General features: G+C 68.1%; 14 protein-coding genes. 8 read left to right on the top strand and 6 right to left on the bottom strand.

What is annotated here, in order from left to right:
- Positions 1 to 4: 4 nt before the first annotated feature.
- Positions 5 to 484: a GNAT family N-acetyltransferase gene (locus ACIBTM_RS03430; protein WP_037341065.1), complete on the bottom strand. Its 480-nt coding sequence runs from the start codon at positions 482 to 484 to the stop codon at positions 5 to 7.
- Positions 484 to 1,077 (bottom strand): acid phosphatase, encoded by a 594-nt coding sequence (locus ACIBTM_RS03425; RefSeq protein WP_395874974.1) that lies wholly within the window; start codon positions 1,075 to 1,077, stop codon positions 484 to 486. Before ACIBTM_RS03425 ends, ACIBTM_RS03430 begins: the two co-directional genes overlap by 1 nt.
- A 62-nt stretch (positions 1,078 to 1,139) precedes the next feature.
- Here ACIBTM_RS03425 and ACIBTM_RS03420 point away from each other — a divergent pair, with 62 nt between their 5' ends.
- Positions 1,140 to 1,610 carry a hotdog fold domain-containing protein gene (locus ACIBTM_RS03420; protein ID WP_016337062.1) on the top strand — a complete coding sequence of 157 codons (471 nt, stop codon included), beginning with the start codon at positions 1,140 to 1,142 and terminating at the stop codon, positions 1,608 to 1,610.
- Positions 1,611 to 1,694: 84 nt separating this feature from the next.
- Here the strand turns inward: ACIBTM_RS03420 and ACIBTM_RS03415 are convergent, their stop codons facing one another.
- Positions 1,695 to 2,366 carry a hypothetical protein gene (locus tag ACIBTM_RS03415; protein WP_395874973.1) on the bottom strand — a complete coding sequence of 224 codons (672 nt, stop codon included), beginning with the start codon at positions 2,364 to 2,366 and terminating at the stop codon, positions 1,695 to 1,697.
- 167 nt (positions 2,367 to 2,533) lie between these two features.
- Here ACIBTM_RS03415 and ACIBTM_RS03410 point away from each other — a divergent pair, with 167 nt between their 5' ends.
- Entirely contained in the window at positions 2,534 to 4,141 is a 1,608-nt protein-coding gene (locus tag ACIBTM_RS03410) for a GMC oxidoreductase (protein ID WP_395874972.1), read from the top strand.
- Position 4,142: 1 nt separating this feature from the next.
- Here ACIBTM_RS03410 and ACIBTM_RS03405 read toward each other — a convergent pair whose 3' ends face one another.
- The gene (locus ACIBTM_RS03405; RefSeq protein WP_395874971.1) at positions 4,143 to 4,748 is read right to left on the bottom strand and encodes a dTDP-4-dehydrorhamnose 3,5-epimerase family protein; all 606 of its coding nucleotides are present in this window, start codon (positions 4,746 to 4,748) and stop codon (positions 4,143 to 4,145) included.
- 395 nt (positions 4,749 to 5,143) lie between these two features.
- Between ACIBTM_RS03405 and ACIBTM_RS03400 the strand changes: the two genes are divergently transcribed.
- On the top strand, positions 5,144 to 6,304 hold the full coding sequence (locus ACIBTM_RS03400; protein ID WP_395874970.1) for an NADP-dependent malic enzyme: 1,161 nt from the start codon (positions 5,144 to 5,146) through the stop codon (positions 6,302 to 6,304).
- A gap of 97 nt (positions 6,305 to 6,401) precedes the next feature.
- On the opposite strand, the gene ACIBTM_RS03395 is transcribed toward ACIBTM_RS03400, so the two are convergent.
- Positions 6,402 to 7,805 carry a bis-aminopropyl spermidine synthase family protein gene (locus ACIBTM_RS03395; protein ID WP_395874969.1) on the bottom strand — a complete coding sequence of 468 codons (1,404 nt, stop codon included), beginning with the start codon at positions 7,803 to 7,805 and terminating at the stop codon, positions 6,402 to 6,404.
- A gap of 91 nt (positions 7,806 to 7,896) precedes the next feature.
- On the opposite strand from ACIBTM_RS03395, the gene ACIBTM_RS03390 reads away from it, so the two are divergent.
- From ACIBTM_RS03390 to ACIBTM_RS03375, 4 genes are read left to right on the top strand one after another with little or no spacing between them, the layout of a single operon-like run.
- On the top strand, positions 7,897 to 8,985 hold the full coding sequence (locus ACIBTM_RS03390) for an ABC transporter ATP-binding protein (RefSeq protein ID WP_395874968.1): 1,089 nt from the start codon (positions 7,897 to 7,899) through the stop codon (positions 8,983 to 8,985).
- The gene (locus ACIBTM_RS03385; protein WP_395874967.1) at positions 8,985 to 9,668 is read left to right on the top strand and encodes an ABC transporter permease; all 684 of its coding nucleotides are present in this window, start codon (positions 8,985 to 8,987) and stop codon (positions 9,666 to 9,668) included. Before ACIBTM_RS03390 ends, ACIBTM_RS03385 begins: the two co-directional genes overlap by 1 nt.
- Positions 9,665 to 10,354, top strand: a complete 690-nt coding sequence (locus tag ACIBTM_RS03380; protein ID WP_038508680.1) for an ABC transporter permease — start codon at positions 9,665 to 9,667, stop codon at positions 10,352 to 10,354. Before ACIBTM_RS03385 ends, ACIBTM_RS03380 begins: the two co-directional genes overlap by 4 nt.
- Complete coding sequence (locus tag ACIBTM_RS03375; RefSeq protein WP_395874966.1) at positions 10,351 to 11,250, top strand: ABC transporter substrate-binding protein; 900 nt, start codon at positions 10,351 to 10,353, stop codon at positions 11,248 to 11,250. Before ACIBTM_RS03380 ends, ACIBTM_RS03375 begins: the two co-directional genes overlap by 4 nt.
- Before the next feature lie 77 nt (positions 11,251 to 11,327).
- Here the strand turns inward: ACIBTM_RS03375 and ACIBTM_RS03370 are convergent, their stop codons facing one another.
- Positions 11,328 to 11,843: a GNAT family N-acetyltransferase gene (locus ACIBTM_RS03370; protein WP_395874965.1), complete on the bottom strand. Its 516-nt coding sequence runs from the start codon at positions 11,841 to 11,843 to the stop codon at positions 11,328 to 11,330.
- Between the two features lie 393 nt (positions 11,844 to 12,236).
- Here ACIBTM_RS03370 and ACIBTM_RS03365 point away from each other — a divergent pair, with 393 nt between their 5' ends.
- On the top strand, positions 12,237 to 13,802 hold the full coding sequence (locus ACIBTM_RS03365; protein ID WP_395874964.1) for a S8 family peptidase: 1,566 nt from the start codon (positions 12,237 to 12,239) through the stop codon (positions 13,800 to 13,802).
- Positions 13,803 to 13,905 lie beyond the last annotated feature (103 nt).

Here is a 13,905-nt window from a genome sequence, read left to right as displayed (position 1 = left end):
CGCGCTAGACCTGGGCGGCGAGTGCCTTCAGCGGTTCGTCGGTGAGGCGGTCGACCGTCCACTCGTCCATCGGCACCGCGCCGAGCGACTTGTAGAACCCCTGCGCCGGGTTCCAGTTGAGCACCGACCATTCGAGACGGGCGTAACCGCGCTCGACGCAGACCGCCGCGAGGGTGGCGAGAAGAGCCTTGCCGAGGCCGGAGCCGCGCTGCTCGGGGCGGACGTAGAGATCCTCCAGGTAGATGCCGTGCACACCGCGCCAGGTGGAGAAGTTGAGGAACCAGAGCGCGTACCCGACGATCTCCCCGTCGACCTCGGCGACGTGCCCGAACAGGCCCGGCGCCTCGCCGAACAGCGCGACGCGCAGCTGCTCGGGAGTGAGGTGGCACTCGTCCGGGGCGCGTTCGAACTCGGCGAGGTCGTAGACGAGCTGGACGACGGCGTCGACGTCTTCTTCCCGGATACGCCGGATGCGGTCGTCCACTAGTCCTCCGTCGTGGGGAGCAGGTTGAGGTGTTCGATCTGCGGCTCGCCGCGTTCGTCGCCGAGCACCGCGACGCCTGCCGGGTCGAGTCCGAAGTGGACGCCCGCCGTCGACGGCAGGCCGACCCAGCGCGCGACCAGGACGCGGCTGAAATGCCCGTGGCCGACCAGGATCACGTCACCCTCGCCGAGCGGCTCGCGGACGCGTTCGATCAGCTTGTCCGCGCGGGCGTTGACGTCTTCCGCGCTTTCGCCGCCGGGGATCGGGTGTGACCAGACCGTCCACCCCGGAACGGTCTCGCGGATCACCGGGGTCGTGACGCCCTCGTAGTCGCCGTAGTCCCATTCGGACAGCTCTTCGGTGACCTCGTCGACGCGCAGGCCGGCCAGCTCGGCCGTGCGCAGTGCGCGGGTGCGGGGGCTGGAGAGGACGAGCGCGGGGTTGCCGCCGAGTACCGCGCGCAGGGTGCCGCCCGCCGCGCGGGCCTGCCCCTCGCCCGCGGCCGTGAGCGGGATGTCGGTGCGTCCGGTGTGCCGTCCGTTGACGGACCACTCGGTCTGGCCGTGCCGGAGGAGGAAGAGCCGATGTGCCACGTTGCGAATATAGCCTGCCGTCCGGTTATGCTACTGGTGAGTAACATGGTGAGGAGACCGTGATGGCGCAGAATCCGACCTACGCGATGTGGAACCGGCTGGCGGGCAAGCCGGTCGGCAAACAGCTCTTCTCGGCGGCGATGTGCCTGCGTGTGCCGTACTTCCGGACGGTGCTCCCGTCGGTACGCGACCTGCGTCCCGGCCGGTGCGAGGTGACCTCCCCGAAGTGGTGGGGTGTTTACAACCACATCAAGACCTTTCACGCGATCGCGGCCTGCAACCTCGCCGAGATCGCGATGGGCATGCTCGCCGAGGCGACCGTGCCGACGACGCATCGGTGGCTGCCCAAGGGCATGACGGTCGCGTATGTGGCGAAGGCCGAGACGAGCCTGCGCGCCGTCGCCGAACTGCCGGAGTTGCCGGAATTCGGCGACGAGGGCTTCGAGCTCCCCGTGCCGGTGACGATCACGGACACGAACGGGAAGCCCGTCGTGACCGCGACCATCACCATCTGGGTGACCAAGAAGAAGTAGGGCGCCGGTCCCTCACGCATTTCGTCCTCTGAATGCGGTCCTTGCGTGTGCAACTACCGCATTCAGAGGACGAAACGCGGGTGGTCAGAGGGATTTGAACCGCACGTAGGTCGCCATCTTGAAGGTGTTCTTCCCGCTCGCCGACGGCAGACCGAGCACGTCGTCGGCCGCTCGCGTCAGCGGGCCGCAGCCGCTCGTGCCCGGTAGTGCGAGCTGCGAGTCGACGACACCGAATTTCACGGTCATGGGGTTCTGCGAGATCACCTCGAAGGGGACCGCGGGATCGTCCTTGACCACCGAGTGGAGCGGCGCGGCGAGGGTGCCGATCGTGCATTCCTTGGGCAGCAAGGGATGCCGCAGGGTGGCGTAGAGGTCCAGTTCGCCGCGGCGCTCGTCGTTCGACTGGAAGTCCGAGTAGCCGCCGTACTTCAGCTGCAGGCTCGCGCCGAAAGCGCCGCGGATCCGGGCCGGGGCGTGCCGCAGTTCGCCGAACACCTGCGCGTATTTTCCGTCCACTTTGCCTTCGGAGAACGTCAGCCGCATCTCCCCGAGCGGGATCTCGCGGTCGCCGATGGTCAGGACTCCTTGGGAGACAAAGGCTTCGCACCGCCAGGTGCCGGGATCGGCGTTGGCGGGCGGCGCGGGGCAGGCGGAGAAGTCGAAGTCGGGCAACGCCGCCGCGGAGGCGTGGGCGGGGAAGGCGAAGAGGGTGGCTGCGGACAGTACGGCCGCGGTCGCGGCGAGAAGGCGTCTCATGACTCGAAAGAGTGGTCTGTGCCGGTCTGAGCCACATCGGGGAAGCCACCCAAGGGACCCCTGAATCGCCACGTTCGAGTGAAAATAAACGGTGTTTACCCAGTTGACGCGAATCCTCTTCGGATTCGCTCTTGAAGGCGGCTCGAACGGCGGGCGATCATCGGCCCATGTCCCCACTGTCGCGCCGCAAGTTCCTCGGGTACACCGCGCTCAACTCCGCCGCCGCGCTCGGCCTGACCACGATTTCCACCGCGCAGGCCGAAGAAGCGTCCCCTGGCTTCTCGACGGCCGTGGTCATCGGCACCGGCTACGGCGCCGCGGTCACCGCGCTCCGTCTCGGCGAAGCCGGGATTCCCACGGTCATGCTCGAAATGGGCAAACTGTGGGCCGACCCCGGCCCGGACGGCAAGGTCTTCTGCGACATGCTCCGGCCGGACCGGCGGGCAGCCTGGTTCAAGAACCGCACGCAGGCCCCGCTCGCGTCGTTTCTCTGGATGGACTTGGCGAACCGGGACATCGGGCGGTACCCCGGTGTCCTCGACAGGGTGAGCCACGGCGACATGTCCGTCTACCTCGGACGAGGCGTCGGCGGCGGTTCGCTGGTCAACGGCGCGATGGCCGTGACACCGAGGCGGTCGTACTTCGAGGAGATCCTGCCCGCCGTCGACGCGGACGAGATGTACGGGACGTACTTCCCCCGGGCCAACCAGGCGCTCGGTGTGAACCACATCGACCCGCACTGGTTCGAAACCTGCCGTTCCTATCGGTACGCGAGGGTGTCCCGGAAGGCCGCCACGCGCGCGGGCCTCAAGACGGTGTTCGTACCCAGCGTTTACGACTTCGAGTACATGAAGCGGGAGGAAGCGGGCAAGGTCCCGAGGTCGGCGCTCGCGTCCGAGGTCATCTACGGCAACAACCACGGCAAACGGTCCCTCGACAAGACCTACCTCGCGGCCGCGCTGGGCACCGGGAAGGTGACCATCAAGACGCTGCACGAGGTCCGCGGGATCACCCGGCAGACCGACGGCACCTATGTCCTCACCGTGCACGAGACCTCCGAAGACGGCGCGATCGTGGCGAGGAAGCAGCTCGGCGCGAAGTACCTGTTCCTCGGCGCCGGCAGTCTCGGCTCGACGGAGCTGCTCGTGCGGGCACGGGAAACCGGGACGCTGCCCGGGCTGAACGACGAGGTCGGACGCGGCTGGGGTACCAACGGCAACGTGATGCTGGGCCGCGCCAACCACGCGTGGGACCTCGGCGGCTCGCTTCAGTCGGGCATGCCCGCGCTCGGCATCGACGCGTGGGACGACCCGGTGAACCCGGTCTTCGCCGAGGTCGCGCCGGTGCCGGCCGGGGTCGAGACCTGGCTGAGCCTGTACCTGGCGATCACGAAGAACCCCGAACGCGGCCACTTCACCTACGACGCCGCGAGCGACTCCGCGCGGCTCCACTGGCGCGCTTCACAGGGGAAGCCGTCGATCGACGCGGCGAAGTCGTTGTTCGACAAGGTCAACCGGGCGAATCGGACGATCTACCGCAGTGACCTGTTCGGGGATACGCGGTCGTTCGAGAACCGGTTCACCTATCACCCGCTGGGCGGACTGGTGCTGGGTGAGGCCACCGACCTGTACGGCCGGGTGAAGGGCTACCCGAACCTCTACGTGACCGACGGATCGCTGATCCCCGGCAGCACCGGGGTGAACCCCTTCGTCACGATCACCGCGCTGGCGGAACGGAACGTGGAACGGGTGCTGGCCGAGGACGTGGCGCGCTAGCTCAGCCCGCGGCCCGCAACTTCTCGTAGTACGCCACACAGTCGTCGTACCGCGGCAGCAGTCCCTGTTCCAAGGCCTCTTTCAGGAAGGGCGCCGCGGTGTCCTTTTCGGACACGACGGGTTCGATGTCCTGAGGCCAGGGCAAGGCGAGATCGGCGTCCATCGGGTTGACGCCGTGCTCGCCCGCCGGGTTGTACGGCTCGGAGCAGAGATACGCCATGACGGTGTCGTCTTCGAGCGCCATGAAGGCGTGGCCCAGGCCTTCGGCGATGTAGACCGCCTTGTACTCGGTGCTGTCGAGCAGAACGGACGTCCATTCACCGAAAGTGGGCGAGCCCGCCCGGAGGTCCACGATGACGTCCAGCAGCGAACCGCTCGGGCAGTACACGTATTTCGCCTGCCCGGGCGGGGTGTCCGCGAAGTGCACGCCGCGGATGGACCCGCGGCGCGAGACGCTGGTGTTGGTCTGCCCGAGACGAAGCCGGTGCCCGACCGCTTCGACGAACGCTTCTTCCTGGAACGGCGCCACGAACAGGCCGCGGTGATCGGGGAAAACCCGCGGGGTGAACTCGAAACAGTCGGGGATGCTGAGGCGCCTGGCTTGCATGTCCCAATGCTAACGAGCCCTTCCCAAACCGGATGGACGTCTTGCGAAACCTCCTTTGAACTGCGGAAAGCCGGGCCGGTTTGTGACATCAACCGCACCAGAGGGGCACACTGGTCCGCACGCCTGTCACAATGATCCGACCGCTGCGTCCGCGGCCGTCGCCACACCCACGGCACCGATGGCCGATTGGACGCTTCGCCGACAGGCCGGCGCTACCGCGCTGGGCTGCCGTGTCGGAGGACGAGTTACCCCAGGTGGCCGGGCCATGCCCAATTTTGGCCTGCTCACCGGCCAGTTCCCCCGCTCGCAGTCCCAGGAGAATTCCAATGACCTTCGCTCGAATCGAGACTTCGCCGTCCTTAGACACGGCGGAAGCAATGACGGGAACCACCACGATGACCACGCCAGTGACGGACACCGAGATCTTCGAGGGGCACGAGGGCGGCAAGCTCTCCGTGGCCGCCACGCGACCGATCTCCTCGCCCCGTGACCTTTCGGTCGCGTACACGCCTGGGGTGGCGAAGGTGAGCCGGGCGATCGCCGAGGACGCGGCCAAGGCGAAGCGGTACACGTGGGCGGACAGGCTGGTCGTGGTGGTCAGCGACGGTACGGCGGTGCTCGGCCTCGGTGACATCGGCGCGAGCGCGTCGCTGCCGGTCATGGAGGGCAAGTCGGTCCTGTTCAAGACCTTCGGCGGGCTCGACTCGATCCCGCTGGTGCTCGACACCACCGACGTCGACGAGATCATCGAGACCCTGGTCCGGCTGCGCCCGTCGTTCGGCGCGGTGAACCTGGAGGACATCTCGGCGCCGCGCTGCTTCGAACTGGAGGACCGCCTCAAGGAGGCCCTCGACTGCCCGGTCATGCACGACGACCAGCACGGGACGGCGATCGTCACGCTGGCCGCGCTGCGCGGGGCGAACCAGGTCCTCGGCAAGGACATCTCCGGCCAGCGCGTGGTCGTCTCGGGAGCCGGCGCGGCGGGTGTGGCCTGCGCCAGGATCCTGCAGAACGCCGGCGTCGCGGACGTCACCGTGCTCGACTCGCGCGGCATCATCCACTCCGGTCGCGAAGGCCTGAACCCGATCAAGGAGAAGCTCGCCGAGACCACGAACACGGCCGGTCTGCGCGGCGGCCTCGGCGAGGCGCTGAAGGGCGCCGACGTCTTCCTCGGCCTGTCAGGGGCGACCATCGACGAGACCCTGCTGGCCGGGATGGCCGACGACGCGATCGTGTTCGCGCTGTCCAACCCCGACCCGGAGGTGCACCCGGTCGCGGCCTCGCGGTACGCCAAGATCGTGGCGACCGGGCGCAGCGACTTCCCGAACCAGATCAACAACGTGCTGGCGTTCCCCGGCGTCTTCCGCGGCGCGCTGGATTCCGGTGCGCGGGCGATCACGGAGAACATGAAGCTGGCGGCGGCCGAGGCGATCTTCGCCGTCGCGCAGGACGACCTCGGCCCGGACCGGATCGTCCCGAGCCCGCTGGACCCGCGCGTCGCGCCCGAGGTGGCCGCCGCGGTCGCGAAGGCCGCGGAGGCCGACGGCGTGGTGTGACGGTCCCTTTCACGCTCGCTCAAGTGCTAGGAACGGTCCTTTCCTTGCAAATTTCGCAAGGAAAGGACCGTTCCTAGCACTCGGGGGTTGCGGGGCCTCAGCCGAGCAGTTCCGCCAGCCGGTGCCGCGGCAGGTCGATCAGCCGCGCGTCCGTCAGCTCCGGCGGGACGTCCAGCGAGACATTCGCCAGCCGCGCGTGCGCCCTGGTCAGCAGCTCCTCCTGGTGCTCGACGGCGTCCGCGACGACGACGGCGTGCCGGTTGTCCGGGGTGCTTCGCAGCAGTCGCAGCTTGTACTTCGCCCCGACCAGCCGGTTGAGCGCGCCCTGCGCCTCGGCGTTGGTCAGGTCGGGATGCGAGTTCGGGACCAGCAGCGCCAGCCGTCGCGCGTTGGTGCCCAGCAGGGTCCGCAGCAGCCACGGGCCGGGGTCGGCCGAGAGGTCCATCGCGACGGCGTCGCCTTCCGGCCCGGAAACCGACCAGTCGACCGGCCGCGACTCCAGCGCCAGCCCGCCTTCGGTGGCGATCTCGTGCAGCTTGTCCAGCAGCGAAGTCTTCGCCGCCCCGGCGGACTCCACCGACTGCGGGCCGTGCGTGTAGATCGCGGCCTTCCCCTTGCCGCCGCGGTTCTTCTTCGACTTCGCGGTCGGCTGGCAGACGTAGAGGTCCGCCGCGCTCCCGATCGCCTGCGCGCCGAAGTAGCGGTTGAAGTCCGGCAGGATCGCTTCGAAGGTCAGGCCGAGCGTCGCGAGCGCCCGCTGCACCTGCGCGCCCAGCGCGGGATGCCGGGGGCTGTAGCCGTAGGCGAGCAGCAGCCGCCCGTCCGAGGGTTCGGCGAGCGCCTGCACCCCGCGTGCGGCGAACAAGCCCATTCCTTCGGGGGTGTAAGGCGGATCACTGAACACGAGATCCATCCGCCCGGTCACCGAGGGAGGCAGGCCGACGCGCAGATCCGTGTGCAGCGTGCGGATGGACCGCTCGCTGAGTTCGTCGATGTAGGAGAGCACGCGATCGTCGAGATCGACGACAGTGAGGTCCGCGTCCGGCCGCAACGCGCGTACGGCCAGTGAAGTGAGGTCGTGGTCGCCGAGGAACAGCAGCTTCGCCGTATCGAGGTCATAGCGCTCGTCCAGCCACAGCGCCCGGTTCAGCACCGTCTCCGGCGTCGCCTGCACGTGATCGAGCGCGGCCAGCGGCGCGGGCACGTTCTCGACGTAGCTGGTGATGGTCTTCAGCAGGTCGGGATCGGATTTCCGGTCCCGTGCCCCGAAGCGCGCGTACTTCTCCCGGGTGGCGGGGTTCAGCCGGAAGCGGGACTCGTTCCGCTCCAAGTCGTCGCCGAGCGCGTTCAGCACGTCTTCGACACTCCGGTGTGGCGCGGTGCTGATGCGGATCAGCTCGCCGAGGTCACGCCAATCCGTCCGGAGCAGGGAAATCACCTGATGGAGCGGTCGCACGTGGACACCGTGCGCCGCGAGGACGTCATCGACGGAGGAACTCACAGGCAGCAGCCTAGTGACCCGCCTCCTGGGACACCGTGCCAACAGGCAGGATCTGGGCTACGGTTTTTCGACCAGACATGGGGAGAGACACGTGACTATCGAGTTCCGTGGCGTGACCAAGCGGTATCCGGACGGGACGGTCGCGGTCGACGACCTGAACCTCACCGTGGAGGACGGCACCATCACCGTCTTCGTCGGGCCGTCCGGCTGCGGCAAGACCACGTCGCTGCGGATGATCAACCGGATGGTCGAGCCGACCTCGGGCACGGTACTGCTCGACGGCGAGGACGTCAGCGACGGCGACCCGGCACTGCTGCGCCGCGGCATCGGTTACGTCATCCAGCATGCCGGCCTCTTTCCACACAGGACGGTCCTGGACAACGTCGCCACCGTGCCGCTGCTGTCCGGCTGGGACAAGGGCAAGGCGCGCAAGCGCGCGGCGGAACTGCTCGAAACCGTCGGCCTGCCCGCGGAACTCGGCAAGCGGTACCCCGCCCAGCTTTCCGGCGGACAGCAGCAGCGCGTCGGTGTCGCGCGGGCGCTCGCGGCGGATTCGCCGGTGCTGCTGATGGACGAGCCGTTCTCCGCCGTCGACCCGATCGTCCGCGAGGAACTGCAGGACGAACTGCTGCGCCTGCAGTCGCAGCTGGGCAAGACGATCGTGTTCGTCACCCACGACATCGACGAGGCCGTGCGGCTCGGCGACAAGATCGCGGTGCTCCGCGTCGGCGGGGTGCTCGCGCAGTACGGCACGCCTTCGGAGGTGTTGCGGCATCCCGTCGACGATTTCGTCGCGTCGTTCGTGGGCAAGGACCGCGGCTACCGCGGGCTTTCCTTCCTTTCGGCGGAAGGGATCGTCGTCGAAGAGGTCAAGCGGGTCGAGGTCGGCAAGCCCGCCCCCGGGCCGTCCGACGAGTGGCAGGTCGCGGTCAACGCCGACGGCCAACCGCGCGGCTGGCTGCGTCCGGGGTCCACTGTGGACGGAGAACTCGCGGAGACCGATCTCGTCGCCGGTGGTTCGCTGTACCTTCAGGGGTCGCCGATCCGGGGCGCGCTCGACGCGGCGCTTTCGTCGCCCGCGAGCCTCGGCGTCGTGGTGGACGCCGACCAGAAGGTCCTCGGCGTGGTCAGAGCCCAGCAAGTCCTCGAGGTGATCGAAGCGCCGTCGCTGAGTTCCTGATGGGGGACTTCTTCGCGGAGCTCGGCCGCTACCTGGGCAGCGCCAACAACCGCTCGCAGTTCTTCGGCGACCTGCTCGACCACATCTATCTCTCGCTGGTCCCGCTGGTGCTGGGCCTGGTGATCGCGGTGCTGGCGGGCTGGCTCGGCCACCGGTTCGCCGCGGCGCGTTCCGTGCTGCTGGTGGTGTCGAACCTGCTGTACACGATCCCGTCGCTCGCCTTGTTCGTGGTGATCCCGGGCATCATCGGCTCGAAGATCCTCGACAGCGTCAACGTCATCGTGGCACTCACCGTCTACACCGCCGCCCTCCTGGTACGCCCGGTGCTGGACGCGCTCGACGCCGTCCCGCCGCATGTCGTCGCCGCGGCCACGGCGATCGGCTACAAACCCGCGCGCCGGTTCCTCAGCGTGGAGCTGCCGCTTTCGGTGCCGGTGCTCGCGGCGGGTGTCCGGGTGGCCTCGGTCAGCAACATCAGCCTGGTCAGCGTCGGCGCGCTGATCGGCACCGGCGGGCTCGGCGTGCTGTTCACCGACGGCTTCCAGCGCGAGTACTTCTCGCCGATCGTCGTCGGGATCGTCGCGACGCTGCTGCTCGCATTGATCGTTGATCTGGTTCTGGTCCGGCTTCGCGATCTCCTCACACCCTGGGACCGGGTGGCGACCACGGCGGGGGCGAAATGATCGGCGACGTGCTGAACTGGTTCGGTGACCCGGCCCACTGGCAGGGCCCGGACGGCGTCCCTGCCCGGCTGCTGCAGCATCTCGGCTACACGGCGCTGGCGCTGGTCTTCGCACTGATCATCGCGATCCCGCTCGGCCTCTACGTCGGGCACACCGGCCGCGGGGCGGTATTGCTGGTGAGCGGTGGCAACGCGATCCGCGCGCTGCCGACGCTGGGGCTGGTGACCTTCCTGTTCCTGCTCTTCACCGAAAGCGAACTCTCGACGATCATCGGCCTCGTGGTGCTCGCCATCCCGCCGATCCTCGCCGGGACGTACGCGGGCCTGCAGGCGACCGACCACGGCGTGGTCGACGCGGCACAGGGCATCGGAATGACCGGCTGGCAACGGTTGTGGAAGGTCGAGGTGCCCATCTCGCTGCCGCTGGTGCTCGGCGGGGTGCGGAACTCGGTACTGCAACTGGTGGCGACGGCCGCCGTGGCCGCCTACGTCGGCCTCGGCGGGCTCGGCCGGTTCCTGCTCGACGGACTGGCCATTTTGGACTATCCGCAGGTGGTCGCGGGCGCGCTGCTGACGACGTTGCTCGCGGTCGTACTGGACCTCGCGCTGGCGGGTGTCCAGCGGTTGCTGGTGCCCAAGGGAGTTCGGCTGGCGCAGGCCGCGAGCGGGAAGAAGGCGAAGGTATGAGGCGGACGGTGACGGCGCTGTTCGCCGGGATCGCTTTGCTGACGGCGAGCTGTGGCAACCCGCTCGCCGGCGGAGCCGAGGGCGGCGCGACCGGGGACATCATCATCGGCGCGTCCGACGTCGGGGAAAGCCTTCTGCTGGCCCAGATCTACGCGGGCGCGCTGCGCAACGCGGGCGCCGAGAACGTGACCGTGCGCCCGCCGGTCGGCAGCCGCGAGGTCGTCGTCAAGGCGCTGCAGGACAAATCGCTTTCGGTGGTGCCGGACTACAGCGGAAACCTGTTGCGCTACTTCGATAAGGACACGCAGGCGACCACGCCGCAGGACGTCTACGCGCAGCTGAAGCTGAAGTTGCCGTCGGGATTCGAGGTCCTCGAACAGGCGCCTGCGGAGGACAAGGACCTGCTGGTGGTGCGCAAGGAGCTCGCCGATTCCGGGATCCGGACCTTCTCCGATCTGGGCAAGCGGTGCAAGGAATTCGTGTTCGGCGGCCCAGGGCAGTGGAGCAGCCGCTGGAAGGACAAGATCAAGACGCTCTACGGCTGTGAGTTCGCCGAGATCCGCACGACGGACACCGGCGGCCCGGTCACGGTTGCGGCGCTGAAGTCCGGCGACGTCCAGGTCGCCGACCTGTTCAGCACGTCGTCGTCGATCGCCGCCAACGGGTTCGTGCCGCTGGTGGACGACAAGAACATGTTCCCCGCGCAGAACATCGTGCCGCTCGCGGCGAAGGGGACGTTGTCACCGAAGGAGGTCGACGCGCTGAACCGGGTTTCGGCGGCGCTCACGACCGACCAATTGACCGAGTTGAATGTCCAGTTCAGCGAGGAGAAGCGCAACCCGCTCGACGTCGCCGAGGAGTTCCTGCGCCGGAACAACCTCCTCGCGCCGTCCTGACCCCCATGCGTTTCGTCCTCTGGATGCGGTAGTCGCACGCGCAAGGACCGCATTCAGAGGACGAAACGCGGGAGGGGCTAGAGGCGGTCGAAGGCGGGCGAGTAGTGGAACTCGCCCTGGAGCTCTGGCGTGTACGCGCGAAGGGTGCGGACCTGGAAGTGCGGCGCCCATTCCGCGACCGGCGGCGTGATCCCGTGTTGTGCGGCGAGCACGAAACCGAAGCGGGAGTAGTAGTTCGGGTCGCCCAGCAGGACCACCGCGCCGTACCCGAGCGCGTCCGCCGCGCCGACCACGGCGTGCACGAGCGCGGAGCCGATGCCGGAGGCGTGGTATTCGGGCAGGACGCCGAGCGGGCCGAGACCGACCGTCGACTTCTCGTCGCCGCCGAGCCTCGCCGGGCTGCAGCAGACATGTCCGACGACCTCGCCGTCGCGTTCGGCCACGATGGACAGTGCGCCGATCAGGTCGCCGTCCTCCCGTAGCTCGTCGACGAGTTTCGCCTCGACCACTGGGACGCTGAGTTTCGCGAACGCGGCCAGATGCACGGCGTGGATCGCCTCGCGATCGGCCGGGATTTCCTGTCGGAGCAGCATGCGCCCGAGTGTGCTCCATCCGAAGGTAGGATGGAAATCGTTTTCCGCCCGCCGACGTCACGACTTTAGTAGGCGGCCATCCGTGTGTACTTCCACGAGCGTGAAACGCCGCGAGGGTGGGAAAACGACCACCAGATGTGCGGATCCCCATTTCTTCGTGGGCCGTACGGGCGCAAAACGCGACTAAAGGCGGGGGCTGAACGGTGCCCGAGCTGCGCCGACGCGGTGCCCATTACTACCGGGATGTCCGTAATGCAAGGTCTTCCTTAGGGTGAAAACGCGACTTAGTCTCAGCCTGCGCTCCTAAGTGGAACGCGGTTCACCTCTGATTCACCCCAACGATCCGGCGGGCCTCGTCATGTCCGTGGGTCGCCCCTGCCTGGGAGGAATATCTTGAACAATTCCCTGGGAACCTTGAAGAGACGACTGCCTGCCTTCGGTGTGGCCGCGGCCGTCGCAGTGCTGACGGCGCTCGGCGGCACCACCGTCGCGTCGGCGGCGGAAGGTTCGATCGTCAACGCCGGCAGCGCCAAGGCGATCAAGGACAGCTACATCGTCGTGCTGAAGGACGGCTCGTCGGTCGAAGCCACCGCGAAGAGCGTGACCCAGCGCCACGGCGGCACGGTCGAGAAGACCTTCGCGTCTTCGGTCCGTGGCTTCTCCGGTGCGCTGACCGAAAAGCAGGCGAAGCGCGTCGCCGCCGACCCCGCTGTCGCCTACGTGGAGCAGAACCAGACCGTCTCGGTCTCGACGGACCAGCTGAACCCGCCGTCGTGGGGTCTGGACCGGGTGGACCAGCAGAGCCTTCCGCTGGACCAGAAGTACAGCTACAGCACCACGGCGTCGAACGTCACCGCGTACGTCGTCGACACCGGCATCCTCACCACGCACCCGGACTTCGGCGGGCGCGCGACCCACGGCCGTGACACCGTCGACAACGACAACGACGCCACGGACTGCCAGGGCCACGGCACCCACGTCGCCGGCACCATCGGCGGTACCGCGCACGGTCTGGCCAAGGGCGTCAAGCTCGTCGCCGTCCGCGTGCTGAACTGCTCCGGTTCCGGCACGACCGCCGGCGTCATCGCCGGTGTCGACTGGGTGACCGCCAACGCCGTCAAGCCCGCCGTCGCGAACATGAGCCTCGGTGGCGGCGCTTCGACGACCCTCGACCAGGCCGTCCAGCGGTCGATCGCGTCGGGTGTCACCTACGGTGTCGCGGCCGGTAACGACAGCGGCGCCAACGCCTGCAACACCTCGCCCGCCCGTACGCCGGAAGCCATCACCGTCGGCTCGACGACGAACACCGACGCGCGGTCGAGCTTCTCCAACATCGGCACCTGCCTCGACATCTTCGCGCCGGGCAGCGGTATCACGTCGACGTGGCTGAACAACGGCACCAACACCATCAGCGGTACCTCGATGGCGACCCCGCACGTCGTGGGCGCGGCGGCCCTGTACGCCTCCGCCAACCCGTCGGCCACGCCGAAGCAGGTCCGTGACGCGCTGGTCGCCAACGGCACCAAGGACAAGGTGACCAACCCGGGCACCGGTTCGCCGAACGTGCTGCTCTACACCGGTGCCGGCGGTGGCCCCGGCCCCGAGCCGACCCCGTGCGGCACGCAGACCAACAGCGGCGTCGTCGCCATCCCCGACGCCGGTGCCGCGGTGACCAGCACGATCACGGTCGCCAACTGCGCCCGCAACGCTTCGGCCACCACCAAGGTCGCGGTGAACATCACGCACACCTACGTCGGTGACCTGGTCATCGACCTGGTCGCGCCCGATGGCACCTCGTACCGCCTGAAGGGTTCGAGCAACGACTCGTCCGACAACATCAACACCACCTACACCGTCAACGCCTCGGCCGAGGCCGCGAACGGCGCGTGGAAGCTGAAGGTTCAGGACGTGTACTCGATCGACACCGGCTCGCTCAACAGCTGGTCGTTGACCGTCTGATCCACCCCTGGAGTACGTGAAGGCCCCCTTCCTCCTGCTGGGAAGGGGGCCTTCACGTATCCGGAGAGTGATTCGGCGCCCAGTTGCCACATTCGTCCACTAA

The organism is Amycolatopsis sp. NPDC049868 (genome assembly GCF_044461365.1).
Classification (GTDB): Bacteria; Actinomycetota; Actinomycetes; order Mycobacteriales; family Pseudonocardiaceae; genus Amycolatopsis.
Note: the sequence above shows the minus strand (reverse complement) of the source record. Positions and strands in the feature narration are given on the sequence as shown.